This window comes from Paraburkholderia phytofirmans (assembly GCF_046028095.1).
In the GTDB taxonomy this organism is placed as follows: Bacteria; Pseudomonadota; Gammaproteobacteria; order Burkholderiales; family Burkholderiaceae; genus Paraburkholderia; species Paraburkholderia phytofirmans_A.
Window position 1 is genome coordinate 301549 of record NZ_JAQQDJ010000007.1, and the last position, 25551, is coordinate 327099.

Below are 25551 nucleotides of genomic sequence, written 5' to 3' on the forward strand. Positions count from 1 at the left end.
GCAAGGGGCTGACCGCCGATGGACCAGGTCCGCGCATTTCTTTTGGCTTTCAAAAGGCCCCTACGCATATCGTCACCGGGAATGCCGGAATAGGCCCCAGTGGTCTTGTTGTGCTTTTTAGTCCCCGATACCTTGGAGCCATCCCAAAAACTCAGATGGTGGAGACAGACGATATGCAATCGAACACGGTTCACCCGTGCGACGAACGACTGCCCGCAGGCCAGTTGCTCACGCTCGGCATTCAGCACGTCCTGGTGATGTATGCCGGCGCCGTCGCGGTACCGCTGATCATCGGCGCGGCGCTCAAGTTGCCGAAAGACCAGATCGCGTTCCTGATCAGCGCCGATCTGTTTTCCTGCGGCATCGCCACGCTGATCCAGACGCTCGGTCTGTGGATTTTCGGCATCCGTCTGCCGGTCATCATGGGCTGCACGTTCGCGGCCGTCGGTCCGATGGTCGCGATCGGCACCAATCCCTCGCTCGGCATTCTCGACATCTTCGGCTCGACGATCGCGGCCGGTGTCGTCGGCATCCTGCTCGCGCCCGCGGTGGGCAAGCTGCTGCGGTTCTTCCCGCCGGTCGTGATCGGCGTGGTGATCTCGGTGATCGGTTTGTCGCTGATGGAAGTCGGCATCAACTGGGCGGCGGGCGGCGTGGGCAATCCCGATTACGGCAATCCGATCTATCTCGGACTTTCGCTGATCGTGCTGATGCTGATTCTGCTGATCAACAAGTTCGCCAAGGGCTTCCTTGCCAATATCTCGGTGCTGCTCGGCATTGTCGCCGGCTTCGTGATCGCGCTGGCGATCGGCCGCGTCAACATGGAAGGCGTCACGCACGCGCCGTGGGTCGGCTTCGTCATGCCGTTCCACTTCGGTCTGCCGCACTTCGATCCGCTGTCGATCGCGACGATGGTCACCGTGATGTTCGTCACCTTCATCGAATCGACCGGCATGTTCCTCGCGGTCGGCGACATGGTCGATCGTCCGGTCGACCAGAAGACGCTGGTGCGCGGTTTGCGCGTGGACGGCCTGGGCACGTTGATCGGCGGTATCTTCAACTCGTTCCCGCATACCTCGTTCTCGCAGAACGTCGGCCTGATCGGCGTAACCGGCGTGAAAAGCCGCTTTGTCTGCGCGATGGGCGGCGTGATCCTGGTGCTGCTGGGCCTGTTCCCGAAGATGGCGCAAGTGGTCGCGTCGGTGCCGGCTTTCGTGCTCGGCGGCGCGGGCATCGTGATGTTCGGCATGGTCGCGGCAAACGGCATCAAGGTGCTGTCGAAGGTCGACTTCGTGAAGAACCATCACAACCTGTTCATCGTCGCGGTCAGTATCGGCCTGGGTCTCGTGCCGGTGGTGTCGCCGCACTTCTTCTCGAAGCTGCCGCCGGCGCTCTCGCCGCTGTTGCATAGCGGGATTTTGCTGGCATCGGTGTCGGCGGTGGTACTGAATCTGATCTTCAACGGCGTGAAGAGCGAGAAAAAGGCACAGTGCGAAATTCGCAGCGCCGGACATGATTTCGACGGACGCGGCGGCAACGAACCGCGCGGCGACGATATGCTGCGCGCGGCGGACGTGCACTGACCGGCACGCAACACCTGGGCGCTTGCGCGAACGAGAGGTCGTGCGAGCGCTGCGGATAAAAAAAACGCCACGGCATGCCCGTGGCGTTTTTTATGGCGGGCTGCGCAAGGCGGTTTCTGCTGAAACTGAAGCCCGCTCTACGCACCCGACGCTACATCGAGTTTCAACCCGCCGTGGCCGCCGAAGCCGCCACCGGCGCGCTTGCCGCACCGTAGTCGACCGGTGCGTCGGCCGGACGCGGCTGCTCGCCGTTGTTTTCGATCCAGCCGCCGCCGAGTGCCTGGTACAACGTCACGAGGTTCTGAAGACGTTCCATCCGGGCAACCACCAACAACTGCTGCGCCTGATACAGATCGGTCTGCGCGGTCAGCACTGCCAGATAACTGTCGACGCCGTTCGTGTAACGCAGATTCGACAGATCCAGCCGGCGTTGTTCCGCGAAGGTATTGCGCTCCAGCGCCTGGATCTGCTGATCGTACGTGCCGCGTGCCGCCAGTCCGTCCGCCACATCGCGGAAAGCCGACTGAATCGCCTTTTCATACGTGGCGATCTGGACTTTCTTCTGGATGTTGGCGAGATCGAGGTTGGCAAGATTCTGTCCGCCCTCGAAGATCGGCAACGTGATCGACGGCGCGAAGCTCCACGCCGCCGAACCCGGCTTGAACAGACCGCCGAGCGACGGGCTGAGCGTGCCGAAGCTGCCGGTCAGCGAGACCTTCGGGAAGAACGCCGCGCGCGCCGCGCCGATGTTCGCGTTGGCGGCCAGCAGATTCTCCTCGGCCTCCATGATGTCCGGACGACGCGTCAGCAGATCGGAAGGCAGACCCGCCGGAATATCCGTGAGGAGATTCTGGTTGTCCAGCGTCATGCCCGGCGGCAAGTCGTCCGGCAACGGCTCGCCGACCAGCAGCACGAGTGCGTTATCCGCTTGCGCCCGCAGACGCATCTGCTGCTGCAGGTTGGCCTGAGCCTGCTCGACCACGGTTTGAGACTGACGCAGATCGAGTTCCGAACCGGTGCCGTTGTCGAACTGCAGCTTGGCGATCCGATACGATTCCTGCGAGGTCTTCAACGTGTTCTGCGTGACCTTCAACAGATCGTCGAGCTCGAGCACCGTCATGTACTGGTTCGCCACCTGCGAAACCAGCGAGATTTCCGCCGCCTTGCGCGCCTGAGCCGTGGCCAGGTACTGCGCCAACGCCTGATCCTTCAGGCTTTGAATCCGCCCGAAGAAGTCGATTTCCCACGACGCGTTCAGACCGACCGAATACGAGTTGGTAATCGTCTGGCCGAAGAACGACAGGTCTTTAGGCGTACGCTGCTTGGTTTGCGAGGCCGCGGCCTCGAGCGTCGGGAACAGACCGGCGCGAACGATCCGGAACTGCGCCGCCGACGCTTGCATGTTCAGCACCGACACGCGCAAATCGCGGTTGTTCTTCAGCGCGATCTCGATCAACCGCTGCATGCGCGGATCGACGAAGAAATCGCGCCAGCCGATATCCGCCGCGGCCAGGCCGTTGGCGCTGCGCGCCGCATTCGTCGTGCCGGGCTCTTGCTTGCCCGTCTGGGTCGCGTCCGTCTGGCCCGCGCCCGTCTGGCCCGCGCCCGGCTGGGTCGCGCCCGGCTGCGTGTCGTACACGCCGCCGGTCGGGAAGGTGCTCGTCGTGGGCACAGCGGGGCGCTCGTACTTCGGCGCCATCGTGCACCCAGCGGCGAACAGCGCGACCGCCACTGCAATCAGAGAGTGTTTTTGCATCTCAATGTCCGTCCTTGCCCGAGCCTTCATCAGCCGACGCGCCCGCCGAACCGCCGCCTTGGCCGTCATGCGGATGATGCTGGTTGTAGTGTGCGAGCGCCTCATCCGGGTCTTCCTTCTCACCGCCGAATTTCGCGCGGATCACGACGAAGAACATCGGGATCATGAAAATCGCGAGGAAGGTCGCCGTCAACATCCCGCCAATCACGCCGGTACCGATCGCGTGCTGGCTGGCCGAACCCGCGCCGTTACTGATCGCGAGCGGCATCACGCCGAGAATGAACGCGAGCGAGGTCATCAGAATCGGACGCAACCGCAGACGCGCTGCTTCCAGCGCGGCCTCGATCGGCCCCATGCCTTCACCCTGCTGCAGCTCGCGGGCGAATTCCACGATCAGAATCGCGTTCTTCGCCGACAGCCCCACCGTGGTCAACAGACCCACCTGGAAGAACACGTCGTTCTCGAGTCCGCGCAGCGTAGCGGCCAGCAGTGCGCCGATCACGCCGAGCGGCACCACCATGATCACCGAGAACGGGATCGACCAGCTTTCATACAGCGCCGCGAGACACAGGAACACGACGAGAATCGAGATGCCGTACAGAATCGGCGCCTGCGAACCGGACTGGCGTTCCTGCAGCGACAGACCCGTCCACTCGTAGCCCACGCCGGCCGGCAGCTTCGCCACGAGCGCTTCCATGGCCGTCATGGCTTGACCCGTCGACTTGCCCGGGGCCGCCGCGCCCTGGATTTCCACCGCGGAAATACCGTTGTAGCGTTCCAGCTTCGGCGAACCGTAGGTCCACGTGCCGCTGGCGAACGACGAGAACGGCACCATGCCACCCGCGGTATTGCGCACGTACCACGCGTTCAGGTCTTCCGGCTTCATGCGGAACGGAGCATCGCCTTGCAGATACACCTTCTTGATCCGGCCGTCGGTATCGAGGAAGTTGTTCACATATTGCGACGCCCACGCGATCGAGAACGTCTGGTCGATCGCGGACAGCGACACGCCGAGGGCCGAAGCCTTCTCGTGGTCGATATCCACCTTGAACTGCGGCGTGTCGTTCAGGCCGTTCGGACGCACCTGAGCCAGCGTCGGATCTTTCGCCGCCATGCCCAGCAACATATTGCGTGCTTCCATCAGCTTTTCGTGACCGACGCCCGCGCGATCCTGCAATTCGAAGTCGAAGCCCGCGGCCGTGCCGAGTTCAGGAATCGACGGCGGATTCACCGGATACACCAGCGCGTTCTTGTAGCTGCCGAAGTGCATGAAGAGACGGCCCACCAGCGCCTGCACCTTCTGATCCGAGTGCTGACGTTGCGCGTAATCCTTCATCCGCACGAACACGAGACCCGCGTTCTGGCCGCGACCGGCGAAGCTGAAGCCGTTCACGGTAAAGGTCGATTCGACGATACTCTTCTCGGTGTTGAGCAGGTAGTCGGACACGTCCTTCAACGCGCGCGCCGTGGTTTCCTGCGTCGAGCCCGACGGCGTTTGCACCAGCACGAACATCGTGCCCTGGTCTTCGTCAGGCAGGAACGACTTGGGCAACTTCACGAACAGCAGGCCGACCGCGAAAATCACCACCATGTAGATGATCAGCCAGCGGCCCGAGCGCTTGATCACGTGGTGCACGCCGGAGTGATACTTGTCGCGGCTCTTGTTGAAGGTGCGGTTGAACCAGCCGAAGAAACCGGTGGTCTTTTCCTGATGCCCCTGTTCGATCGGCTTGAGAATCGTCGCGCACAATGCCGGCGTCAGAATCAACGCGACCAGCACGGACAGCACCATGGCCGCCACGATCGTCAGCGAGAACTGCCGGTAAATTGCGCCGACCGAACCGCCCGAGAACGCCACCGGCACGAATACCGCCGACAGCACGAGCGCCACGCCGACCAGCGCGCCGGTAATCTGATCCATCGCCTTGCGGGTTGCATCGCGAGGCGATAAGCCCTCCTCCTGCATCACCCGCTCGACGTTTTCCACCACCACGATCGCATCGTCCACCAGCAAGCCGATCGCCAGCACGAGCCCGAACATGGACAGCGTGTTGATCGAGAAGCCCACCAGACCCATGATCGCGAACGTGCCCAGCAGCACCACCGGCACGGCGATCGTCGGGATCAGCGTGGCGCGCAGGTTCTGCAGGAACAGGTACATGACCAGGAACACCAGCACGATACCTTCGAGCAGCGTCTTGACCACTTCTTCGATCGACAGGCGCACGAACGGCGTGGTGTCGTACGGGTACTGCACCACCAGACCGTGCGGGAAGTACTTCGACAGTTCGGCGACCTTCGCGCGCACCGCCTTGGCGGTAGCCAGCGCGTTCGCGCCGGTAGCGAGCTGAATACCGAAGCCTGCCGTCGGCTGGCCGTTGTACTTGGTGTCGAAGTTGTAGTTTTCGCCGCCCAGCTCGATGCGGCCCACGTCCTTGATGCGAACGCGCGAGCCGTCCTGGTTCACCTTCAGCAGCACGTTGCCGAACTGTTCAGGCGTATTGAGCAGCGTCGCTTCCGTGATGGTGGCCTGCAACACCTGGCCCGGCACCGACGGCGTGCCGCCGAGCGAACCGCCCGCGACCTGCACGTTCTGCGCTTGCAACGCGGTTTCGACGTCCACCGGCGTGAGGCCGAAGTTGGTCAGCTTGTTCGCGTCCAGCCAGATCCGCATGGCGTACTGCGAACCGAACAGCGTCACCGTGCCCACGCCGTCGATACGGCTGACCGGATCCTGAATGTTCGACGCGACGTAATTCGCCAGGTCGTACTTGTTCATGCTGCCGTCTTCGGACACGAACGCCATGACCAGCAAGAAGCTGCTGCTCGACTTCGTGACCTTGGTGCCCAACTGCTGCACGGCTTGCGGCAGCAGCGGCGTGGCGAGCTGCAGCTTGTTCTGGACCTGCACCTGCGCGATGTCAGGATTGGTGCCGGCCGCGAACGTCAGCGTGATGGTTGCCGTACCCGAGTCGTCTGACGTGGACGACAGATACAGCAAATGGTCGAGACCACTCATCTGCTGCTCGATCACCTGCGTGACGGTGTTTTCCACCGTCTTCGCCGATGCGCCCGGGTACGTTGCGCTGATCTGCACGGCCGGCGGCGCGATGGTCGGGTACTGCGCGATCGGCAACGTGAAGACCGACGCGATACCCGCGAGCATCAGAATAATGGCGATCACCCATGCAAAAATCGGGCGATCAATGAAGAACTTTGCCATGAGGCGGGCTCCCTGTTATTACGCGCCCGATGCAGCGGAGGCAGGTTGTGCCGTCTGCGCACCGCTGGCGGCCGGCGCGCTCTGAGCAGCAGCGCCGGAAGCGGGTGTGGCGGGAAGTTGCGCGGCAACGGTCTTGACCTGCATGCCGGGCTTCGCCTTGTCGGTGCCCTGCACTATCACGCGGTCGCCCGGATTCAGGCCGCTTTCGACCACCCAGTTCGAACCGTACGTGCCCGAGGTGACCAGCTGACGCAACACCACCTTGTCGTCCTTACCGACGACCAGCGCGGTCGGCTGACCCTTCTGGTCATGCGTGATGCCGACTTGCGGCACCACGAGCGCGCTTTCGTTGACGCCCTCTTCGATGCGCGCGCGCACGAACATGCCCGGCAGCAACACCTTGTCGGCGTTCTTGAAGATCGCGCGCACGGTAACCGAACCGGTGCCCTGGTCGACCGTCACGTCGGTGAACTGCAGCTTGCCCTTCTCCGAATAGGTGCGGCCGTCTTCGAGAATCAGCGACACCTTGGCGGCGTCCGGACCCGAGGTCTTCAGGCGCCCTTCCTGCATGTCGCGGCGCAGCTTCAGCCCGTCGAGGCTCGATTGCGTCAGGTCCACATAGACCGGATCCAGTGTCTGCACGGTGGCCATCAACGTGGCGGCGCTTGCCTGCACGTAGGCGCCCGGCGTGACCTGCGAGATGCCGACCTGGCCGCTTACCGGCGAAACCACATCCGTGTAGCCGAGATTGATCTGCGCCGTGTCGACCGCCGCCTTGCCCGCGGCGACGTCAGCCACGGCCTGGCCTTGCGAGGCCACCGCGTTGTCGTAGTCCTGCTTGCTGACCGCATTGGCCGCCACCAGCACCTTGTAACGGTTGGCTTGCGCGGTGACCGACGCCAGGTTGGCCTGCGCCTTCGCCAGCGTCGCCTTGGCGTTGTTCAGCGTGGCGATGTACGGCGCCGGATCGATCTTGTACAGACGTTGGCCGGCTTTGACCTGGCCGCCTTCCGTAAACTCGCGGCGCAACACGATGCCGTCGACCCGTGCGCGCACTTGCGCGACGAGGAAGGCACTGGTGCGGCCGGGCAATTCGGTGACGACGGGCACGGCCGTCGGCTGAACGGTGACGACGCCGACTTCCGGCGTTTGGGGCGGGGGGGCCGATTGTTTTGGTCCGCACGCTGCCAGCAATACGGCAGCCGTCGCGGCACTGATTAAGCGGAATGGAACCCGTTCGACGCGCATGGAGCGACCTCTGTCAAAGACTGAGAATGAAAAAGTGCGCGCATCCCTACCCCGGGGACGACAGCGCACACATGCGTCTTGCGACGCTTGACCGGACACCCGCGGACGCAAACCGAACCTGCAGGGCATCCTGAGCGAAATGCGCCATACCGGGGAAATGCCGCACGGCGCCGCCCGTCTGGGCACGGCGCGAAGAGCGTTTTGAAAGGCAACAGTGACGGATATTAACGTTTCGTCACGGCTTGGGCTATCCGATCGTGGGATGCTATTATATATACATTCACGAATGCATGTAAAAGTGCGTTTATCTCTTGCTGGCAGGGGGCTTGCAAGATCGCTTCGCAATTCGCTCAACGGTAGACGGATTGTCATCGGGCGCACTTAAAAACGCTCGGGAAAACCCCACAATCAGGGCAGGTCATTCCAACATGGTCAGAAGAACCAAAGAAGAGGCGCAGGAGACGCGCAACAGTATCCTCGACGCGGCTGAACGGGTTTTCTTCGAGAAAGGCGTATCGCGCACGTCGCTTGCCGACATCGCGCAGGCCGCCGGCGTCACACGCGGTGCCATTTACTGGCACTTCGCGCATAAAAGCGATCTGTTCACTGAAATGTTCGACCGCGTGCTTTTGCCGCTGGACGAACTCAAAGCCGCCTCGCAAGATCCCAACGAGCCCGATCCGCTCGGACGTCTGATGGAAATCTGCACAGTCTGTCTGCGCGACACCGCTAACGATCCACGTCGCCGGCGCGTGTTCGACATCCTGTTTCTGAAATGCGAGCTGGTCGAGGAAATGGGCCCGGTGATGGTCCGCTATCAGACCAACATGCGCGAAGGGCTCCAGAAAATCGAAGGCGGTCTGCGCAATGCCATCTCCAAAGGGCAACTGCCCGCGGATCTGGACACGAAGCTGGCGGCGGCGATGGTGCATGCCTTTGTCAGCGGTTCGCTGCGCGACATGCTGTTTTTGCCCGACGCCACGGATTTCGGCGCCCACGCCGCGCAGATGGTCGAAGGCATTTTCGACGCGCTGAAGTTGAGCCCGGCGTTGCGCAATGGGCATGCGCAGCGGAGCGGCGGCGGTTAGTCGATTACCTCACGAAAGCGATCGACGTAAAAAGGCGGACGGGTGAGCAACCCGCCGCCTTTGTTTCATGCGCGGCATGCGTGATGCCGCATTCTCCACTTTGTTCTATCCGCCGGGCCGTAGCGCCGCATTCTTATATAGCAGCGCTCGACGCGGCCACCGTCCGTGCTTTCTTTACGCCGCGGCCCGCGTGGCCCGTGCCTTCTGATTCGACGCATAGATATTGCCGCGCTCCAACGGCGCCCCGCTCTGCACCGCCGCGAGCCACTCGTCCGTGCTCGCCACCGCCGCGAAACGCGACTGCAGCACCACGCTGAACACCCGGTGGATGTCCTGCGCGCTGGCGAAACCCGCGCTGTTCTCATACGGCACCGAACCCGTCGCGTCGTGCAGGAACTCGACGGCCAGCCCCGAGTGAACCGCGTGGTTGATGGTCGAGACGTCGCAGTTGTGCGTCATGTAGCCGGTCACCGTCAGCGTGTCGATCTGACGCGCGGCGAGCCAGTCGGCGAGATCGGTGCCGGTGAAAGCGCTGGGCAACGACTTTTCAACGTAATGATCGCGAGCCCGCTCGCCCACCACCGGGTGCAACTCCGCCCCGCTGCTGCCACGCGCGAACAACGGCGAGCTGGCCGGCGCGAAGTTCTGCACGACCACCACCGGCACACCGGCGGCCCGCGCCGCATCCATCGCGCGGCCGATGTTGGCGAGCGAGCTTTGCACGTCCGGGTATTCGATCGGCAGATCGCCGCTCACGTATTCGTTCTGCGCGTCGATGACGATCAACGCACGGCGCGGTGTGGTCATGGCAAGACTCCTCGGTCGGGTAAAGGGGCCGCGCGGCCGGTCCGGTCTGGACTCGGAACGAGCCGCGGCGATGACTGCATTGTTCTCTCACGGCCGACTTCCCGACAGCGACCCGAATGACAAGATTCGCTAGAATCGGGCCATCGTCGGAATTCGAGGTGACTGATGGCCGCGCCCGCTTCTGCTTCTGCTTCTGCTTCTGCTTCTGCTTCTGCTTCTGCTTCTGCTTCTGCTTCTGCTTCTGCTTCTGCTTCTGCTTCCGCTTCTGCTTCCGCTTCCTCTGTCGCGACACGCGGCGAACCGCTCCGCCATATCGTCGCGGTGGTCGCGTTCGACCGCATCAGTCCGTTCCATCTTTCGGTGCCGTGCGTGATTTTCGGCGAGGACCGCAGCGGCGGCGGCGTGCCGGAGTTCGAGTTCCGCGTCTGCGCCGCCGAAACGGGCGCTCTGACCACCACCGCCGGCTTTTCGATCGCCGTCACGCATGGACTCGAAGCGCTCGCCGATGCCGACACGATCATCGTGCCGAGCTGGCGCGACCCGGCCGAAACGCCGCCCGCCGCGTTGCTCGACGCGCTGCGCGCCGCCCACGCGCGCGGCGCGCAACTGGTCGGGCTCTGTCTGGGCGCGTTCGTGCTGGCGGCCGCCGGCATCCTCGACGACCGTCCGGCGTCGACGCACTGGGCGTGGGCCGACGACTTCGCGCGCCGCTACCCGCGCGTGCGCCTCGACCCGAACGTGCTCTATGTCGACGACGGCAACGTGCTGACCTCGGCCGGCACCGCCGCCGGCCTCGACTGCTGTCTGCATGTGATGCGCAAACTGTGCGGCGCTGAAGTCGCGAATCACGTCGCGCGCCGGCTAGTGGTGTCGCCGCATCGGCAAGGCGGCCAGGCGCAATACGTTCAGCAACCAATCCCGCCGAATGTGCGCGGCGACCGGTTGTCGAGTCTGCTCGATTGGGTGAGCGGCAATCCGACGTTGCCGCATACGCTCGATACGCTAGCCGGGCGTGCGCTGATGAGCCGCCGGACCTTCACGCGACGCTTCCGGCTCGCCACCGGCACGACCGTCGGCGCGTGGCTGCTGGCGCAGCGGCTCGCTCGCGCGCAGCAATTGCTGGAGTGCACCGACGAGTCGGTGGAAGCGATCGCGGGAATCGCAGGCTTCGGCTCGACCGCTTCGCTACGGCAACATTTCGCGGAGGCGTTCCGCACGTCGCCGTCGGCGTGGCGAAGGGAGTTTCGCGGCGCGTGAGTGGGAGTGTGAATGCGCACGCGCCTGTACTCAGCTAACGACGTTTCGTAGCAGGCCACCAGGATTTCGTAGTCGCATCGGCGCGACAGCGGCGCTACTCGCCGCCCGCGCCACAACTACGACGGACACCACCAGAATCAATGCTCGCTGATCCAGCGCGCGACATACAACAGCAGCGCGACCAGAAAGATCATCGCGGCCCAGGCCCAATTCGGGACCGCATGAGGACTCGGCTCGTGATGCGGGACCCCATGCGATACACCATGCGCGGCGCCGTGCGACGCGCTGGCCGCGCGCCCAGGCAGCGCATTGCCGTGATCCGAGCGCACGCGCCGCGCCATGTTGCCGAGCGTGATCGGCCGCAGAAACACATGCTGGCGGCGCACCGCCGAACCCCGCGCGCGATTTGGACCTTGCCCATGCTTGGCGCGCACGACGGCGTCGAACTCGGTGAAAAAGTCGTCGGCGAGTTGATGCAGCGCGTTTTCGAGTTGCCGCGTCGGCAGTTCGGCGAGCGGGCCGGACGAGGTCGCCCAGATCGTGTAATCGATCCGCGTGCCGCGCTCTCTGTCGACACCGTGCGCGCTTTCGTCCGCGCGCAAGCGTACTTCGATCTGTCCGCGCAAGGCGCCGATGCCTTCGGCGCGGGCTTTGAAGTTGATAGTGCGGCGCTGGGCGTCCGCCGGACCCGAGTCCTGGCCGGCCACGTGGGCACGCGCCTGGTAGCGCGCGCGCAGCGGACCGAGCGGCACGGTCATGATCAGTTCGTATTCGCCGTGCGCGAGGCGCGTGAACGACTCGCAGTTGTCGAGGCTGGCGCGCAGTAGCGCGAGATCTTGCAACGCCTCCCAGACGTCGGACGGTGCAAGCGGAATCCGTAACGCGTCGTTCAGTTCCATGGCAGCCTCCCCGATGAACGCGCGACAGCGGGATCAGGACGTCTGATCGATGCGGTCGACGCGCGAAGCGTAAAACGCGAGATACCCTTTGATCTGCATCGCCGACTCGAGCGGCGTTTCGTAACTCCACACGGCGTTCTCGATCAAGCCGTCTTCCGTGCGCAGATGGAAGTACGACGCGTCACCCTTGAACGGACAGTGCGTGCTGTGCGTCGAGCGCTCGAGCCTGGCCATGTTCACGTCCGAACGTGGGAAATAGAACACGTCCGGCAGGCCGGTTTCCGACAGTGTCAGCCCCGCCTGCGTATCGGCCATGGTCACGCCGCCGTGAATCATCCGCACCCGGTGAGTGTTGCCGGTGATCACGATGGTGTGCCCGCCCGTGCTCGCGTCTGGGCTCCCGTGAGGTGTCAAGGCATCGCTCATGTCTCGGCTCCGTGATGGTGTGCGGTCATGCAAACAGAAAAGCCACGGGGGTGCCCGTGGCTTCATTATCGGCCAAAGTCCGGCCGATTGCGCGACCTTCCTGCGCGGCGTGCGGCGCCGGCCACACCACCGCCCAGAACGGTACTTGGCTTACTGCGTGTTCCAGTAGAAGGCGGCCCTCGCGGTGCCCTTGGCCGGGATCGTCACCGGTTTCGACTGGTCGCGATCCTTGTACTGCGCATGCACCGTGTAGCGGCCCGGGCGCAGTTTCACCAGCATATACGGCCCGCGCGACGTGGTGCTCAGCACCTCGCCGTTGTGCGCATCGACCACGCGCACATGAACGTCGGCGAGAAAGTCGGAACCCGGGCCCGTGAAGCGCAGCGACAGTGGCCACTGGCTTTGCGCCTGCTGCAGTGCCTTCGATTCGTCGAGACCGACGCCACCCGATACGAACGAGACGTCGCCTTGCTGCTGGATTTGCGGCAGGCCGCCGCCGTTGGCGTTGCCCGCGCTGGATTGATCGGTGGTCGTGCCGCCGGTCGTTTCGCTTGCCTGCTGTGCGTATGCGCCACCCGCCAGACCGAGCGTGAGCGCTGCGGTGACCGCGGCGGCTACGATCCTTCGCTGATTGCGTTGGGTTTTCATCGGTTCGCTCCTTGTTGAGGTCCTATGCCTGCTTCTCCGGTGTCCCGCAATGGGCCCGGATCAAGGCAGACGCAACCTGCGTGCCAAGCCGCCGGCCGCGTCATGTGGAAACCACCATGCGCCATGCCGGATGGCGCACAGCGCTCTTCTTCGATGCAAAGGTCCAAATAAAAATTGCCGGTCCGCTGGCAGTAACTGCAACGGACCGGCAAGCATTACTTCAATTCGCGTTGAGACCAGCCGCAGCGTCGGTCAAACTTCGAACCGCTCGAGCGACTGTGCCGTCCGCCGCGCGCGGCCCATCAGCCGAGATCGACCGGCACGAAGATCTGCGCGTTGTCGCGCTGGATCAGCAACGCGATGCTGTTGCCGGCACCGGCGATCATCTGCTTCAGTTGATCGACGCTCGAAATGGGCCGGCCGTTGACCGCGAGAATCACGTCGCCCGGCTGGATGCCTGCGCTTTCCGCCGCGCCGCCCGATTGCTGCACCAGCAGACCGTGCGAGACCGACGCGCCGCTCTTCTCTTCCGGCGTCAACGGCCGCACCGCCACGCCGAGCCGGCCTTGCAACTGGGTCGGCTGATCGGTCTTGTCCGAGGCGACCTTCGCATCCGACAACGCACCGATGGTCACCTTCAGATCCTTGGTGGCCTTGTCGCGCCAGACCTGCACAGTCGCCGAACTGCCCGGCGCCAGACCCGCGACCTGCGCCGGCAGATCAGCCGAGTCGCTGACCGGTTCGCCGTTCACCGACAGGATCACGTCGCCCGGCTGCAAACCGCCCTTGGCCGCCGGGCCGCCCGGATCGACCGAGCTGACCAGCGCGCCTTGCGGCTTCTGCATGCCGAACGAATTGGCGAGCGTCTGGTTCATGCCCTGCACCGCCACGCCGAGACGGCCGCGGCTCACGTGGCCGGTCTTGACGATGTCGTCCTTGACCTTGATCGCCTCATTGATCGGGATGGCGAACGAAAGGCCCTGGAAGCCGCCCGTCTGCGAATAGATCATCGAGTTGATGCCGATCACTTCGCCTTGCAGATTGAACAGCGGGCCACCCGAATTGCCCGGATTTACCGGCACGTCGGTCTGAATGAACGGCGTGTAGTTTTCGTTAGGCAGCGAGCGCGACTTCGCGCTGATGATGCCCGAGGTCACCGTATTGTCGAAACCGTAAGGCGAGCCGATCGCGACGACCCACTGGCCGACCTTGCTCTGGCGCGGATCGCCGATCTTCACGGTCGGCAGATTGCTCGCGTCGATCTTCAGCACGGCGACGTCGGATTGCTTGTCGGCGCCGACCACCTTCGCCTTGAATTCGCGCTTGTCGGTCAGCTTCACGGTGACGACGTTCGCGCCGTCCACCACGTGCGCGTTGGTCAGGATGTAGCCGTCATTGCTGACGATGAATCCCGAACCGAGGCTCGCGCTCGGCTGATCGGGCGCATCGCCGCCGTCGCCGCCGCCTTGCATGCCCGGCATGCCGCCGAAAAAGTGCTTGTAGAACTGGTAGAACGGATCGCTCGGATCGATCGGCAACTGATTGCCGCCGCCGTTGCCATTGCCGGGATTGCCGCGCAGCGCCGTCTGCTTGACGACGTGCTTCGCGCTGATGTTCACCACGGCCGGGCCGTAGGTTTCGACGAGGCCCGAGAAGTCGGGAATGCCGGTTTTGGCGGCGGCTTCAGCAGGCATCATCGCGGCTTGCGCCGGCGAGATTACCTGCGGCGCGGGCACGTCGCGATGCCCCGCTACATAGCCGGCGGAAAGCGCTACGGCGACAGCGATGGCAACAGCGCTGCGGGACAAGGTTTTCGCGTTCATCGTGTACTCCTGACTGGGAGAAAGAGACTTTGGATGTCTCGAAGCGTACGGGGCATCGCTTAAAAGAGTCTTAAGCAGCGACAGATCCGCTTCCCATCCAGTTATTTAGGCCTGTTTAAGCCTTGTTTAAGTCTCTTTACGAACAGAAAGCCTTGCCTTCAAAAACGCACGCTAACCTGCAAGCCACCCGCCGGTGATTCGTCGAGCGATACGGCAGCATGATGCTGCACGGCGATGCGGCGCACGATCGCCAGACCCAGACCGCTGCCCGCCACATCAGTTCGCACACGATTCGCGCCGGCGCCAGCGCGATAGAAACGATCGAACACGCGATCGCGTTCGGCCGGTTCGATCCCAGGTCCGCTGTCGGCGATCCGCACGACCGGGTGCCCTTCTTCGACGTGCAGGCTGACATCCACACGTCCGCCGCGTGGCGTGTATTTGGTTGCGTTATCCACGAGGTTGTTGAACATCACGCGCAACGCGTCGGCATCGCCGATCACGGTGGCGGATTCGGTCGCCTCGATGCCGAGATCGACGCCGCGATCGAGCGCAAGCGGCGCGTAAGCCACCACGCACTCCTGCAGCAGCGCGCGCAGATCGATCGCGTCGGTGGCGGCGAGGCCGTCCGGTTCGGAACGCGCGAGCGCCAGCAGTTGTTCCGCGAGACGCGTGGCGCGCGTCACGCCGGCTTGCAGATCGGCGAGCGCTTCGCTGCGGCCGCTGTCGTCTTTCGCGCGCGCCACCAGTTGCGCCTGAATCTGCACGGCGGCAAGCGGCGTGCGCAATTCATGCGCGGCGTCGGCGACGAATGCCTTCTGAATGTCGAGCGCGGTCGCGAGCCGTTCGAGCAGTCCGTTCAGCGCACGCACGAGCGGCTGCACTTCGAGCGGCAGGCGTTGGTCCGGCAAAGGATCGAGCGCCTCGGGATGACGCGCGTCGAGCGCGCTGGTCACGCGCCGCAATGGCCTGAGTCCGCGTCCGATAACCACCCACACCGCGAGCCCCAGCAAAGGCAGCAGCACGATCAACGGCCACAGCGTACGCAACGCGACATTCGCGGCAAGCCGGTTGCGCACGGAAACCGGCTGCGCCAACTGCACCACGTTATCGCCGACGATCGCGCCATACACGCGCCACTCGCCGCGATCCGTGTGCTCGGTGGAAAAGCCGAGTTCGGCGCGCGGCGCGAGCGGCGCACGCGGACGCGAGTAGTACATCAGCACGCCATTGCGATTCCAGATCTGCAGCACGATGCCCTCGTCGCCGGTGTCGCGCGAACCGAGCACTTGCGAGAACGGTTCCGACGGCAGCGCCGCTGCGATCTGCTCCAACTGGTAATCGAAAAGTTCGTTGGCTTCGGCAAGCGCTTGCCGGTAGATCAGCCAACCCGCGATGCCGACGCCGAGCAGCACCAGCGCCAGCAGCCAGACCAGCAATTGACGGCGAATCGAACGCATCGGCTCAGGCGTCCTTTGCGATCATGTAGCCCAGACCGCGCACGTTGCGGATCAGCTCCGCGCCGAGTTTCTTGCGCAGCGCGTGAATGTAGACCTCGACGGTATTGCTACCGATCTCCTCGCCCCAGCCGTACATTTTTTCTTCGAGCTGGCTCTTCGAGAGCACCGCGCCGGGGCGCGCGAGCAGCGCCTCGAGCAGCGCGAATTCACGCGCCGACAACGCGACCGGCGCGCCGTCGAGCGTGACCTGATGCGACGCGGGATCGAGCGTCAGGTTGCCGTGGCGAATGGTCGAATCGCTGCGTCCCGACTGACGCCGGATCAGCGCGCGCATACGGGCGCCGAGTTCGTCGAGATCGAAAGGTTTGACGAGGTAGTCGTCGGCGCCGGCGTCGAGGCCTTTGACACGATCCGCCACGGCGTCGCGCGCGGTAACGATCAGCACCGGCAACGCGTGGCCGCGCGCGCGCAGCGTGCGCAGCACGTCGAGACCGTCGCGTTTGGGCAGGCCCAGGTCGAGCAACACGAGATCGTAAGGCTGGCTGCCCGCCGCGCTGAGCGCCGCTTCGCCGTCTTCCACCCAGTCGACCGCGAAGCCTTCGCCGCGCAGCGCCTTGCGCACGCCTTCGGCAATCATCCGGTCGTCTTCGACTAGCAAGATGCGCATGGTTATCCGTTCCGAATCGTTCGATGATGCCGCATTCTAGCGCCCGCTCTCTGCATGCGCGCCGCGTGGCGCATTTTCCACCGCAGCCTGGCGGCAACTCTCTACAATGGGCGCTTTGCTTCGCGCGGCCGGCGTTTTCGTCCGCGCGCCAAAGCGATCCATCGGCGTCGCCCTGAATCGCCGCGTGCCCCACGCCCTGACATTTTGCTTTTTCGCCCGTCCATGACGCACGCATTTCTGGTTTCTCTTGCACGCCGCATCACATACGTACGTCGTGTCGCGCTGCGTGCGCGATCCGCCTCTGCTTCCGCTTCCGCCGCTACAAGCACGCTCACGGCTTTGTCCGCTGGCGCGGCTTGCGCCGCTTCGACTACGGCCGCTGCTTCCACCATGCATCTGCCGCGCCGGTCCGCGCCGCGCGCCATGGCCTGGCTGCTCGCTTGCGCCGCACTCGGCGGCGGCGCATCGCTGCCGCTCGCCGCGCAGGCTCGCGTCAAGGCCACGCGTCCGAGCGTCAACGTCACTACCGTCTTGCCGCAGCCGGTAATGGCTGGCTTGCAGCGCGCGCACGTGCCCTCGTCGTCGATCAGCGTGGTCGTGGAGAAAGTCGGCGACCGCACGCCGATCCTCGCGCTGAACGCCGGCAAGCCGATGATGCCCGCCTCGACGATGAAACTCGTCACCACCTACTCGGGCCTGTCGATACTCGGCCCGGACTACCGCTGGAAAACGAGCGCCTACGCGGACGGCACCATCGACGCCAACGGCGTGCTGCACGGCAATCTCTACATTCAAGGCACCGGCGATCCGAAGCTCGTGCCGGAAGAACTGATCGATCTCGTGCAGAAGATCCACAAGGCGGGCATCAACGGTATCGACGGCGCGCTGGTGCTCGACAAGCGCTACTTCGATCCGTCCACGCGCGACCTGCCGCCGTTCGACGACGACGCCACCGCGCCGTACAACGTCGGTCCCGATCCGCTGCTGTATGCATTCAAATCGCTGTCGTTCACGCTGACGCCGTCGCCCGACGGCAGCGTCGCGATCGACGTGCTGCCCGCGCTCGCGCAGTTGCAGATCGACAACCAGATGCACGCGGTGAACGGCCCGTGCCGCGGCGACGCGGCCTCGGTGTCGCCCAGCGTCACGCCGCAGCCGAACGGCACCGTCGTGGCCTCGTTCAGCGGCGACTATTCGATGCGCTGCGGCCCGCGCACGATCAACGTCGCGGTACTCGACCACTCGGCGTTTTTCGCGGGCGGTTTTCTCGCGCTGTGGCAGCAAACCGGCGGCACGTTCAGCGGCGCGACGCGCGAAGGCGCGGTGCCCGTCGGCGCCAAACTGATCGCGACGCATCAGGGGCCGGTGCTGTCCGACATCGTTCGCGACATCAACAAATTCAGCAACAACACGATGGCGCGCAACCTGTTCCTGACGATCGGCGCCGCCGAGGAAAAGGGACCCGCGACGACCGCCAAATCGGCGCGTGCAATCCAGGCGTTTCTGCGCCGCGACAGCGTCGACATGGAATATCTGACGCTCGATAACGGCTCGGGCCTGTCGCGCGACGAGCATGTCACCGCGCTCTCGCTCGCTGATTTATTGCAGCGAGCCAACGCGAGCCCGGTCGCGCAGGTGTTCGTGGAGTCGCTGCCGATCGCGGGCGTCGACGGCACCATGCGCAACCGCTTGACCAACCAGGGCGCGGGCGGCAATGCGCACATCAAGACGGGCACCTTGCGCGACGTTCGGGCGATTGCGGGCTACGTGGCCTCCGCGGACGGTAACAGTTACGTGGTCGTCAGCCTGATCAACGATCCGCATTCGGAAGCCGCGCGCGCCGCGCACGACGCGCTGCTCGAATGGGTGTATCAAGGACCGTCGCAGGGCTTCACCAGGGTGTCCGATCCGGTCGTCGAACCACGCGGCATCAAGCCCAGGAAAAACCCGCACAAGCGCGGCGCTCACTGAGTGTTCCTTCTAGCGAAGCCGCGCGCGGCGACGTGCTCAAGCGTGTACGCTGTCGGGCAGTGTTTGAGGCGCGCGTAATACGCCAGGCGTGGCGCCGGGCCCGTGCATCGTCTACGGTCCCGCTCGAACAAAAACGACAACATCCGCTGCGCACAGCGCGGCGGCCAGGGACCACGGAGGAAGACACGATGCAATTCGATGCCGAATTGCTGCTGCTCGCCATGGCGCCAGTCTTTCTCGCATGCATCGGCTGGGAGGCGTGGCACCTGCGGCGCACGCAGCCGGACGCGCAACTCTATAGCTGGCGCGACACGCTCTGCAACGCCTCGCTCGCATTGATGCAGCAAGCCGCCGACAAGCTCGCGTGGCTCGCCATCATCCCCGTCTACGCGTTCTTCTACGATCACTATCGCATCTACACATGGCAGGCGAGCTGGGTCTCGTTCGTCGTGCTGTTCATCGCGCAGGATCTGCTCTACTACGTGTTCCATCGTTGCAGTCATCGCGTGCGCTGGCTGTGGGCCGCGCATGTCGTGCATCACTCGTCGGAGCGCATGAATTTTTCGACCGCGTTCCGCCAGAGCCTGATGTATCCGATCGCCGGCATGTGGCTGTTCTGGACGCCGCTCGCCGTGCTCGGTTTTCCGCCGAAGCAGATCGTCGCGATCGTGCTGATCAATCTCGGCTTTCAGTTTTTCGTGCATACGCAGGCCATCGGCAAACTCGGCTGGCTCGAATACGTGTTCAACACGCCGTCGATTCATCGCGTGCATCACGCGCGCAACGACCGCTATATCGACCGCAACTATGCCGGCGTGCTGGTGATCTGGGATCGCCTGTTCGGCAGCTACGTCGAGGAAGATTTGCGCGATGCGCCGGTCTACGGCATCGTCGAACCGCTTCACACGTATAACCCGCTGAAGGCGACGTTTCATGAATGGGCGTCGATGGCCGTCGACTTCGCGAGCGTGCGCGGCTGGCGCAACAAACTGCGCGCGCTGTTTGCACCGCCCGCGTGGGCGGCGGATTATCATGCGCGGCGCGCGGCCGGTTCATCAGTAGCGCGCATGGATTCAGGTGAAAATCTGCGCGAGGCAACGCGCGTGAAGCAAGACCATACGGCCGCGTTTCAAACACCACGCAGGCCGTAGAAGATTCTGTAAGCTGTCGTCACGCCGCCTAAGCGGTGGGCGCTGCCTGCAACACATGGCATAAGGGCCACACATACGAGGAGATGTCGTCAACATGAAGCAAACAGCATCGCGGAAACAACATTGGCTGCGTGTCACGCAGATCGCCATGGCCAGCACGGCCTTCGCTCTGCTCGCGGCTTGCGGCGGGGGTAGCGACAATAACAACAACGCGAGCAGCACGCCTGCAGGCGGAGTCAAATTGCAGGTCGTGTCGTTCGGCGACAGCTTGTCGGATGTCGGCACGTACTCGCCGGTGATTCAGGGGAGCTTCGGCGGCGGCCGCTTCACGACGAACCCGGGTGAAGTGTGGACCCAGAAGGTTGCGGAGTACTACGGCGACACGTTGACGCCGGCGTACCTCGGCGGCTTCGGCCAGCCGTTGGTCGCAGCGGGCGGCTTGGGCTATGCGCAGGGCGGCTCGGACGTCGTCAATGCTCAAGGCCAAGGTTGGGCGCCCAACAACATGGCGGCGACGACCGTGCCGGTCGTTACGCAGGTGGCCAACTACCTGGGCGCGCATACGAGCTTCAACGCGAATCAGCTCGTGCTGATCAACGGCGGCGCGAACGACATCTTCCAGTTCGCGGGGACCACCGCCAATCTGACGGCGCTCGGCGCCGCGCTACAGACACAGTACCCGCTGCTCGTGCAAGCCGGCACACTGCCGAACTCGCAAGCGGGCCAGGTGGCGTTCATCGTCGGCTACCTGCAGAAGTTGCCCAATCCGCAGATCGCGCAGGCCGCCACGCAGCTCGCCGCGCAAGTCCAGAAAATCGTCAGTTCGGGCGCGACTCACGTGGTGGTGTCGACCGTGCCGGACATCGGCAACACGCCGCTCGGCGTCGCCGCCAATGCAAGCACGCCCGGTTCGGCTGCACTGCTGTCCGGCATTACCGCGGCGTATAACTATCTGCTGGTGCAGAACCTGACGGGCCTCGGCCTGGTGGGTACGGGCAAGGTCATCGTGGCCGACGCCTTCACGTGGATCGATCAGCAATTGCCGAACTACAAGGCGCTGGGCTTCACGGTGTCCAACACCGGCACGGCGTGTAACCTGGCGTCGATGCAGACCAACGCAACCGCGTACGCCACTGCCAATCCGAGCGCGACGAACGGGCTGACGCCGGCTCAGTACGGGGCGCAGTTCGGCTCGTCGCTGTTCTGCTCGCCGCAAACTTATACGGTGGCTGGCGCTGACCAGACGTATATGTTCGCGGACACGGTGCACCCGAGCACGCATTTGCACGCGTTGTTCGCGCAGTACGTGCAGCAGCAGATTGCTGCGACGGGGTTGGGCAAGTAATCAGGCAAGACGTAGCAGGCAAAACGGCGGATCGAGACTCGATCCGCCGTTTTTTTTGCTGTGGTGAATGAGAGGTCCGGCGGCTGATGCAGCCGTGCACTGCCGGCGCTACCCCTGTGCTTCGAACGCAGCAGCAGCCCGCCCTAACCGATCATTAACAGCGATCCACTCGATCGTATCCGGCAGCTTCTCAATCAGAATCCGCGTCACGTTCGCGCGATCCAGCGCCCGCAGCAAGCCATACAGTTCGCGCGCGTAGACATGCGGATCTTCAGGCGCGGCGATGAAATGCACGCCCTCGGCGTCGGCCCAATGTCCGGCTCGCGACGCACGCGCCACCAGCGCCACGCGCTCATCCGCTTGCCGCGCGGCCAGCAAAGGCTCCAGTGCGACGAACGGCAACAGCGCCAACGGCGTGCGCGGCGCGTAGTGCGCCTTCAACGTGCCGGAAGCCCGCGGCGCAGTCGCGTCCGAACCGTCCGGCAAACGCGGCGCCTCGCCGAGCACGTCGGCGATGTCTTGCGGTGTCACACGCCCCGGCCTCAACAACGCCGGAAAACCGCGCGACAAATCCAGAATGGTCGATTCGATACCGACATCCGACGCGCCGCCGTCCAGCACATGAATCGCGCTACCGAACTCGTCGCGCACATGTTGCGCCGTGGTCGGGCTCACATGTCCGAACCGGTTCGCCGACGGCGCCGCCACACCGCCATGTCCGCCGCGCAACGCATTGAACGCATCGAGCAACGCCTGCGCGACCGGATGCGACGGGCAGCGCAATCCCACCGAATCCTGACCCCCGCTCACCGCCGCCGGAATGCGCGCGGCGCGCTTCAGGATCAGCGTGAGAGGGCCCGGCCAGAACGCGTCGATCAACCGCTGCGCTTCTGCAGGCAAATGCTCGACCCAGTAGTTCGGGTCGCCTTGCGGCGCGAGATGAACGATCACCGGATGATTCGCCGGCCTGCCCTTCGCCGCGTAAATGCGAGCGACCGCGTCGGGACTCTCGGCGTCGCCGCCGAGACCGTAGACCGTCTCCGTCGGAAACGCGACCAGACCGCCTGCGTCGAGCAGCGCCGCCGCGTGTTCGATCTGCGCGGCGCTCACAGGCAATGCGCCCTCGGCGTGTTTCTGTTGATCCGGCATGGCGCTCGTGTCAGCTCGTGATGATGTGCAGAAGCCGTGCGCAATCGCGTCCGGCCGTGCGCGCTTCTTCGAGCGTGGCCGCCGTGAAGTTGACGTGGCCCATCTTGCGGCCGCACCGCGCCTCTTCCTTGCCGTACAGATGCAGACGGGCTGCCGGCATCGCGGCGACTTCATGCCATGGCGGCGTGACCGCCGCGCGCTTCGGGCCGTCCGGGAACCACACGTCGCCGAGAATGTTCAGCATGACAGCCGGCGAATGCTGGCGCGTGTCGCCGAGCGGCATGCCGGTCATGGCGCGCACCTGTTGTTCGAACTGGCTGGTCGCGCAGGCGTCGACGGTGTAGTGGCCGGAATTGTGCGGGCGCGGCGCCATTTCATTGGCCACCAGCGAACCGTCTTCGAGAATGAAGAACTCGACGCACAGCACGCCCACGTAACCGAGCTTGTCGGCGATTTGCAGTGCGGCCTGTTGCGCCTGCTGCACGAGCGCGGGGCTCGCATCCGGCGCCGGGACGATGGTGTGCGACAGCACGCCGTCGCGATGCGTGTTCTGCGCAAGCGGATAGACCACCGACGCGCCGCTCGCCGCGCGCGCGATCAGCGCGGACACTTCGAACTTCAACGGCAGACGCTTTTCCAGCACGCACGGCACGCCGGCGAGCGAAGCATGCGCCTCGCGCACTTCCTCGGCGTTGCGCACGCGAATCTGGCCTTTGCCGTCGTAGCCCATGCGGGCGGTCTTGAGAATGCCCGGCAGCACGGCTTCGAGCTTCGCATCGTCGAGCGCGGCCAGCGCGTCCGACGATTCGATCACCACGTGCGGCGCGACCGTCACGCCCGACGACGCGATGAAGCGCTTCTCGGCAATCCGGTCCTGGGCCACGGCGACGCAGCGCCCAGCCGGACTCACGAACGTAGTCCGCGCGAGGAAGTCGAGGCTCGCGGCCGGCACGTTCTCGAATTCGGTGGACACCGCCGCGCACAGCCGCGCCAGTTCGGTCAGCGACGCTTCGTCGTCGTAAGCTGCGCGCAGATGGCGATCGGCGACGGCGCCCGCCGGACTGCTTTCGTCCGGATCGAGCACGGCGACGCGGTAGCCCATGGCCTGAGCGGCGAAACAGAACATGCGGCCGAGCTGGCCGCCACCGACCATGCCAAGCCATGCGCCGGGCAGAATCGGTGAAACCGGTGTGTTGTCTGGGTTCATCTTAGTGGTCGGTCGCGGCTGGGTGCTGTGTGCAATGCGTGCGTGCAATGCGCTGGCAGGCACCCGGCCGGGGGTCGGACAGGGGGACGTCTTCAAGCAATCAGTCTGTGCACTTACAGCGCCGGCAACACCATGGCGTGAGCCGCTTCGTTCTGGCGCACGCGGAACGCAGCCAGCTTCTCCGCATACTCGTCGCTCGTGCCGCTCAGCAGCGACACCGCGAACAGCGCCGCGTTCGCCGCGCCCGCCTCGCCGATCGCAAACGTGGCGACCGGCACGCCCTTGGGCATCTGCACGATCGAATGCAACGAATCGACGCCCTTCAGGTACTTGCTCGCCACCGGCACGCCGAGCACCGGCACCGTGGTCTTGGCGGCCAGCATGCCCGGCAGATGCGCCGCGCCGCCCGCACCAGCGATGATCGCGCGAATGCCGCGCTCGCGCGCGCTTTCAGCATAGGCGAACATTTCGTCGGGCATGCGGTGCGCGGACACGACCTTGGCTTCGTAGGGCACGCCGAATTCCTGCAGAATGGCCACGGCGTTCTTCATCACTTCCCAGTCGGAACTGGAGCCCATCAGCACGCCGATCACCGGCGCGCCATGCGTATGGGCGGTTTGTGCTTCACTCATCTTACGGCTTCCTTGTTTCTTGAGAGCGCCCCGGACCTGTCGCTTCGCGCCAGACGCCCCGGCGGAGCGAAAAACTTTGCGGTGGTCCGGCGCCCGGTTAGAAGCGGCGCAAAGCAGTTGCTTCGCGCCCGCCCCTCGAGGGGTGAGTCCCGAGGCGACTTTCTCGGGAGCGCAAAACCGTTGCGGCCGCCCTTACTTACGCGGCGCGAATCCGGGAGATGCGATCCAACCGATGCGAGGCCGACCGGCGCCAATCTGACCAGCGCGAATCAGGCGAGCTTATGCCCGGTCAGGCGTTCAAGCGCTTCCTGATACTTCTCGCCCGTCTTAGTGACAACGTCGTCCGGCAGCTTCGGCGCCGGCGGCTCTTTCTTCCACGGCTGGGTTTCGAGCCAGTCGCGCACGAACTGCTTGTCGAACGACGGCGGGTTCGTGCCGACCTGATACTGGTCGGCCGGCCAGAAGCGCGACGAATCCGCGGTCAGCGCCTCGTCCATCAGATACAGCTTGCCGTGATTGTCGAGACCGAACTCGAACTTCGTATCCGCGATGATGATGCCGCGCGTGGCCGCGTAATCAGCCGCTTCCTTGTACAGCCTGATCGAGATGTCGCGGATCGTGGCCGATAGTTCGGTGCCGATGCGGCGCTCCATCTCGTTGTAAGTGATGTTTTCGTCGTGATGGCCCATTTCGGCCTTGGCTGCCGGCGTGAAGATCGGCTCGGGCAGCTTCTGCGCGTTTTGCAGACCCGGCGGCAGTTCGACGCCGCATACCGAACCGGTTGCCTGGTAGTCTTTCCAGCCGCTGCCGGCCAGATAGCCGCGCACCACGGCTTCGACGAGGATCGGTTCCAGACGCTTTACGACGACCGCGCGGCCCTTTACCTGCTCGACCTCGTCGGCCGCCACCACGGATTCGGGCGCGACGCCCGTCAGGTGGTTCGGCACCACATGCTTCAGTTTCTCGAACCAGAAGTTCGCCATTTCGTTGAGCACGCGTCCCTTATTCGGAATCGGCTCGCCCATGATGACGTCGAACGCCGACAGACGGTCGGTCGTGACGATCAGCAACTGGTCGTTGCCCACCGCATAGTTGTCGCGGACTTTACCGCGGCCGAGCAACGGCAGCGAGCGGAGCGTGGATTCGTAGAGGGTAGACATCGTCGTGGTTCGCTAAAAGTGAGGCAAAAAGTGTGACCGGAACAAAAGGGA

Annotated in this window: 20 protein-coding genes; 6 read left to right on the plus strand and 14 right to left on the minus strand. The window is 64.4% G+C overall.

What is annotated here, in order from left to right:
• Positions 1 to 173 precede the first annotated feature (173 nt).
• Positions 174 to 1583 carry a nucleobase:cation symporter-2 family protein gene (locus tag PQR54_RS21445; RefSeq protein WP_106311363.1) on the plus strand — a complete coding sequence of 470 codons (1410 nt, stop codon included), beginning with the start codon at positions 174 to 176 and terminating at the stop codon, positions 1581 to 1583.
• Positions 1584 to 1746: 163 nt separating this feature from the next.
• Here the strand turns inward: PQR54_RS21445 and PQR54_RS21450 are convergent, their stop codons facing one another.
• Genes PQR54_RS21450 through PQR54_RS21460 form a run of 3 tightly spaced genes read right to left on the minus strand, consistent with a single transcriptional unit; the run spans position 1747 to position 7810 of the window.
• Entirely contained in the window at positions 1747 to 3339 is a 1593-nt protein-coding gene (locus PQR54_RS21450; protein ID WP_408249122.1) for an efflux transporter outer membrane subunit, read from the minus strand.
• Position 3340: 1 nt separating this feature from the next.
• Positions 3341 to 6562: an efflux RND transporter permease subunit gene (locus PQR54_RS21455; protein WP_408249124.1), complete on the minus strand. Its 3222-nt coding sequence runs from the start codon at positions 6560 to 6562 to the stop codon at positions 3341 to 3343.
• 18 nt (positions 6563 to 6580) lie between these two features.
• Positions 6581 to 7810: an efflux RND transporter periplasmic adaptor subunit gene (locus tag PQR54_RS21460; RefSeq protein ID WP_408249126.1), complete on the minus strand. Its 1230-nt coding sequence runs from the start codon at positions 7808 to 7810 to the stop codon at positions 6581 to 6583.
• A 428-nt stretch (positions 7811 to 8238) separates the two neighbouring features.
• Here PQR54_RS21460 and PQR54_RS21465 point away from each other — a divergent pair, with 428 nt between their 5' ends.
• Complete coding sequence (locus PQR54_RS21465; protein WP_408249264.1) at positions 8239 to 8898, plus strand: TetR family transcriptional regulator; 660 nt, start codon at positions 8239 to 8241, stop codon at positions 8896 to 8898.
• 174 nt (positions 8899 to 9072) lie between these two features.
• On the opposite strand, the gene PQR54_RS21470 is transcribed toward PQR54_RS21465, so the two are convergent.
• Complete coding sequence (locus PQR54_RS21470; RefSeq protein WP_408249128.1) at positions 9073 to 9705, minus strand: cysteine hydrolase family protein; 633 nt, start codon at positions 9703 to 9705, stop codon at positions 9073 to 9075.
• A gap of 165 nt (positions 9706 to 9870) precedes the next feature.
• On the opposite strand from PQR54_RS21470, the gene PQR54_RS21475 reads away from it, so the two are divergent.
• Positions 9871 to 10962 carry a helix-turn-helix domain-containing protein gene (locus PQR54_RS21475; RefSeq protein WP_408249130.1) on the plus strand — a complete coding sequence of 364 codons (1092 nt, stop codon included), beginning with the start codon at positions 9871 to 9873 and terminating at the stop codon, positions 10960 to 10962.
• A 137-nt stretch (positions 10963 to 11099) separates the two neighbouring features.
• Here PQR54_RS21475 and PQR54_RS21480 read toward each other — a convergent pair whose 3' ends face one another.
• From PQR54_RS21480 to PQR54_RS21505, 6 genes are all read right to left on the minus strand, one after another.
• The gene (locus PQR54_RS21480) at positions 11100 to 11861 is read right to left on the minus strand and encodes an SRPBCC family protein (protein ID WP_408249132.1); all 762 of its coding nucleotides are present in this window, start codon (positions 11859 to 11861) and stop codon (positions 11100 to 11102) included.
• 33 nt (positions 11862 to 11894) lie between these two features.
• Entirely contained in the window at positions 11895 to 12287 is a 393-nt protein-coding gene (locus PQR54_RS21485) for a DUF427 domain-containing protein (RefSeq protein ID WP_408249134.1), read from the minus strand.
• 150 nt (positions 12288 to 12437) lie between these two features.
• A complete protein-coding gene (locus PQR54_RS21490) occupies positions 12438 to 12935 on the minus strand; it encodes a carboxypeptidase-like regulatory domain-containing protein (protein WP_408249136.1) in 498 nt (165 codons plus the stop codon).
• A gap of 302 nt (positions 12936 to 13237) precedes the next feature.
• The gene (locus PQR54_RS21495; protein WP_408249138.1) at positions 13238 to 14758 is read right to left on the minus strand and encodes a DegQ family serine endoprotease; all 1521 of its coding nucleotides are present in this window, start codon (positions 14756 to 14758) and stop codon (positions 13238 to 13240) included.
• 158 nt (positions 14759 to 14916) lie between these two features.
• The gene (locus tag PQR54_RS21500; RefSeq protein WP_408249140.1) at positions 14917 to 16218 is read right to left on the minus strand and encodes an ATP-binding protein; all 1302 of its coding nucleotides are present in this window, start codon (positions 16216 to 16218) and stop codon (positions 14917 to 14919) included.
• 4 nt (positions 16219 to 16222) lie between these two features.
• Entirely contained in the window at positions 16223 to 16885 is a 663-nt protein-coding gene (locus tag PQR54_RS21505) for a response regulator (protein ID WP_012434228.1), read from the minus strand.
• A 222-nt stretch (positions 16886 to 17107) separates the two neighbouring features.
• On the opposite strand from PQR54_RS21505, the gene dacB reads away from it, so the two are divergent.
• The 3 genes from dacB to PQR54_RS21520 all read left to right on the plus strand — a co-directional run bounded on the left by dacB (position 17108) and on the right by PQR54_RS21520 (position 21352).
• Positions 17108 to 18856, plus strand: a complete 1749-nt coding sequence (gene dacB / locus PQR54_RS21510; RefSeq protein WP_408249142.1) for a D-alanyl-D-alanine carboxypeptidase/D-alanyl-D-alanine endopeptidase — start codon at positions 17108 to 17110, stop codon at positions 18854 to 18856.
• A gap of 188 nt (positions 18857 to 19044) precedes the next feature.
• A complete protein-coding gene (locus PQR54_RS21515) occupies positions 19045 to 20007 on the plus strand; it encodes a sterol desaturase family protein (protein ID WP_408249144.1) in 963 nt (320 codons plus the stop codon).
• A 94-nt stretch (positions 20008 to 20101) separates the two neighbouring features.
• The gene (locus PQR54_RS21520; RefSeq protein ID WP_408249146.1) at positions 20102 to 21352 is read left to right on the plus strand and encodes an SGNH/GDSL hydrolase family protein; all 1251 of its coding nucleotides are present in this window, start codon (positions 20102 to 20104) and stop codon (positions 21350 to 21352) included.
• 108 nt (positions 21353 to 21460) lie between these two features.
• On the opposite strand, the gene PQR54_RS21525 is transcribed toward PQR54_RS21520, so the two are convergent.
• The 4 genes from PQR54_RS21525 to PQR54_RS21540 all read right to left on the minus strand — a co-directional run bounded on the left by PQR54_RS21525 (position 21461) and on the right by PQR54_RS21540 (position 25500).
• Complete coding sequence (locus PQR54_RS21525; RefSeq protein ID WP_408249148.1) at positions 21461 to 22501, minus strand: L-threonylcarbamoyladenylate synthase; 1041 nt, start codon at positions 22499 to 22501, stop codon at positions 21461 to 21463.
• A 10-nt stretch (positions 22502 to 22511) separates the two neighbouring features.
• Positions 22512 to 23708 carry a 5-(carboxyamino)imidazole ribonucleotide synthase gene (locus tag PQR54_RS21530; protein ID WP_408249150.1) on the minus strand — a complete coding sequence of 399 codons (1197 nt, stop codon included), beginning with the start codon at positions 23706 to 23708 and terminating at the stop codon, positions 22512 to 22514.
• Between the two features lie 113 nt (positions 23709 to 23821).
• Complete coding sequence (gene purE, locus PQR54_RS21535; protein ID WP_132373250.1) at positions 23822 to 24340, minus strand: 5-(carboxyamino)imidazole ribonucleotide mutase; 519 nt, start codon at positions 24338 to 24340, stop codon at positions 23822 to 23824.
• A 269-nt stretch (positions 24341 to 24609) separates the two neighbouring features.
• Positions 24610 to 25500 (minus strand): phosphoribosylaminoimidazolesuccinocarboxamide synthase, encoded by an 891-nt coding sequence (locus PQR54_RS21540; RefSeq protein ID WP_408249152.1) that lies wholly within the window; start codon positions 25498 to 25500, stop codon positions 24610 to 24612.
• Between the last annotated feature and the right edge of the window lie 51 nt (positions 25501 to 25551).

What these genes read in the sequence shown, in the direction of transcription:
- PQR54_RS21445 (WP_106311363.1), top strand. Translation starts at nt 174, where the DNA reads ATGCAATCGAACACGGTTCACCCGTGCGACGAACGACTGCCCGCAGGC.
- PQR54_RS21450 (WP_408249122.1), bottom strand. Translation starts at nt 3,339, where the DNA reads ATGCAAAAACACTCTCTGATTGCAGTGGCGGTCGCGCTGTTCGCCGCT.
- PQR54_RS21455 (WP_408249124.1), bottom strand. Translation starts at nt 6,562, where the DNA reads ATGGCAAAGTTCTTCATTGATCGCCCGATTTTTGCATGGGTGATCGCC.
- PQR54_RS21460 (WP_408249126.1), bottom strand. Translation starts at nt 7,810, where the DNA reads ATGCGCGTCGAACGGGTTCCATTCCGCTTAATCAGTGCCGCGACGGCT.
- PQR54_RS21465 (WP_408249264.1), top strand. Translation starts at nt 8,239, where the DNA reads ATGGTCAGAAGAACCAAAGAAGAGGCGCAGGAGACGCGCAACAGTATC.
- PQR54_RS21470 (WP_408249128.1), bottom strand. Translation starts at nt 9,705, where the DNA reads ATGACCACACCGCGCCGTGCGTTGATCGTCATCGACGCGCAGAACGAA.
- PQR54_RS21475 (WP_408249130.1), top strand. Translation starts at nt 9,871, where the DNA reads ATGGCCGCGCCCGCTTCTGCTTCTGCTTCTGCTTCTGCTTCTGCTTCT.
- PQR54_RS21480 (WP_408249132.1), bottom strand. Translation starts at nt 11,861, where the DNA reads ATGGAACTGAACGACGCGTTACGGATTCCGCTTGCACCGTCCGACGTC.
- PQR54_RS21485 (WP_408249134.1), bottom strand. Translation starts at nt 12,287, where the DNA reads ATGAGCGATGCCTTGACACCTCACGGGAGCCCAGACGCGAGCACGGGC.
- PQR54_RS21490 (WP_408249136.1), bottom strand. Translation starts at nt 12,935, where the DNA reads ATGAAAACCCAACGCAATCAGCGAAGGATCGTAGCCGCCGCGGTCACC.
- PQR54_RS21495 (WP_408249138.1), bottom strand. Translation starts at nt 14,758, where the DNA reads ATGAACGCGAAAACCTTGTCCCGCAGCGCTGTTGCCATCGCTGTCGCC.
- PQR54_RS21500 (WP_408249140.1), bottom strand. Translation starts at nt 16,218, where the DNA reads ATGCGTTCGATTCGCCGTCAATTGCTGGTCTGGCTGCTGGCGCTGGTG.
- PQR54_RS21505 (WP_012434228.1), bottom strand. Translation starts at nt 16,885, where the DNA reads ATGCGCATCTTGCTAGTCGAAGACGACCGGATGATTGCCGAAGGCGTG.
- dacB (WP_408249142.1), top strand. Translation starts at nt 17,108, where the DNA reads ATGACGCACGCATTTCTGGTTTCTCTTGCACGCCGCATCACATACGTA.
- PQR54_RS21515 (WP_408249144.1), top strand. Translation starts at nt 19,045, where the DNA reads ATGCAATTCGATGCCGAATTGCTGCTGCTCGCCATGGCGCCAGTCTTT.
- PQR54_RS21520 (WP_408249146.1), top strand. Translation starts at nt 20,102, where the DNA reads ATGAAGCAAACAGCATCGCGGAAACAACATTGGCTGCGTGTCACGCAG.
- PQR54_RS21525 (WP_408249148.1), bottom strand. Translation starts at nt 22,501, where the DNA reads ATGCCGGATCAACAGAAACACGCCGAGGGCGCATTGCCTGTGAGCGCC.
- PQR54_RS21530 (WP_408249150.1), bottom strand. Translation starts at nt 23,708, where the DNA reads ATGAACCCAGACAACACACCGGTTTCACCGATTCTGCCCGGCGCATGG.
- purE (WP_132373250.1), bottom strand. Translation starts at nt 24,340, where the DNA reads ATGAGTGAAGCACAAACCGCCCATACGCATGGCGCGCCGGTGATCGGC.
- PQR54_RS21540 (WP_408249152.1), bottom strand. Translation starts at nt 25,500, where the DNA reads ATGTCTACCCTCTACGAATCCACGCTCCGCTCGCTGCCGTTGCTCGGC.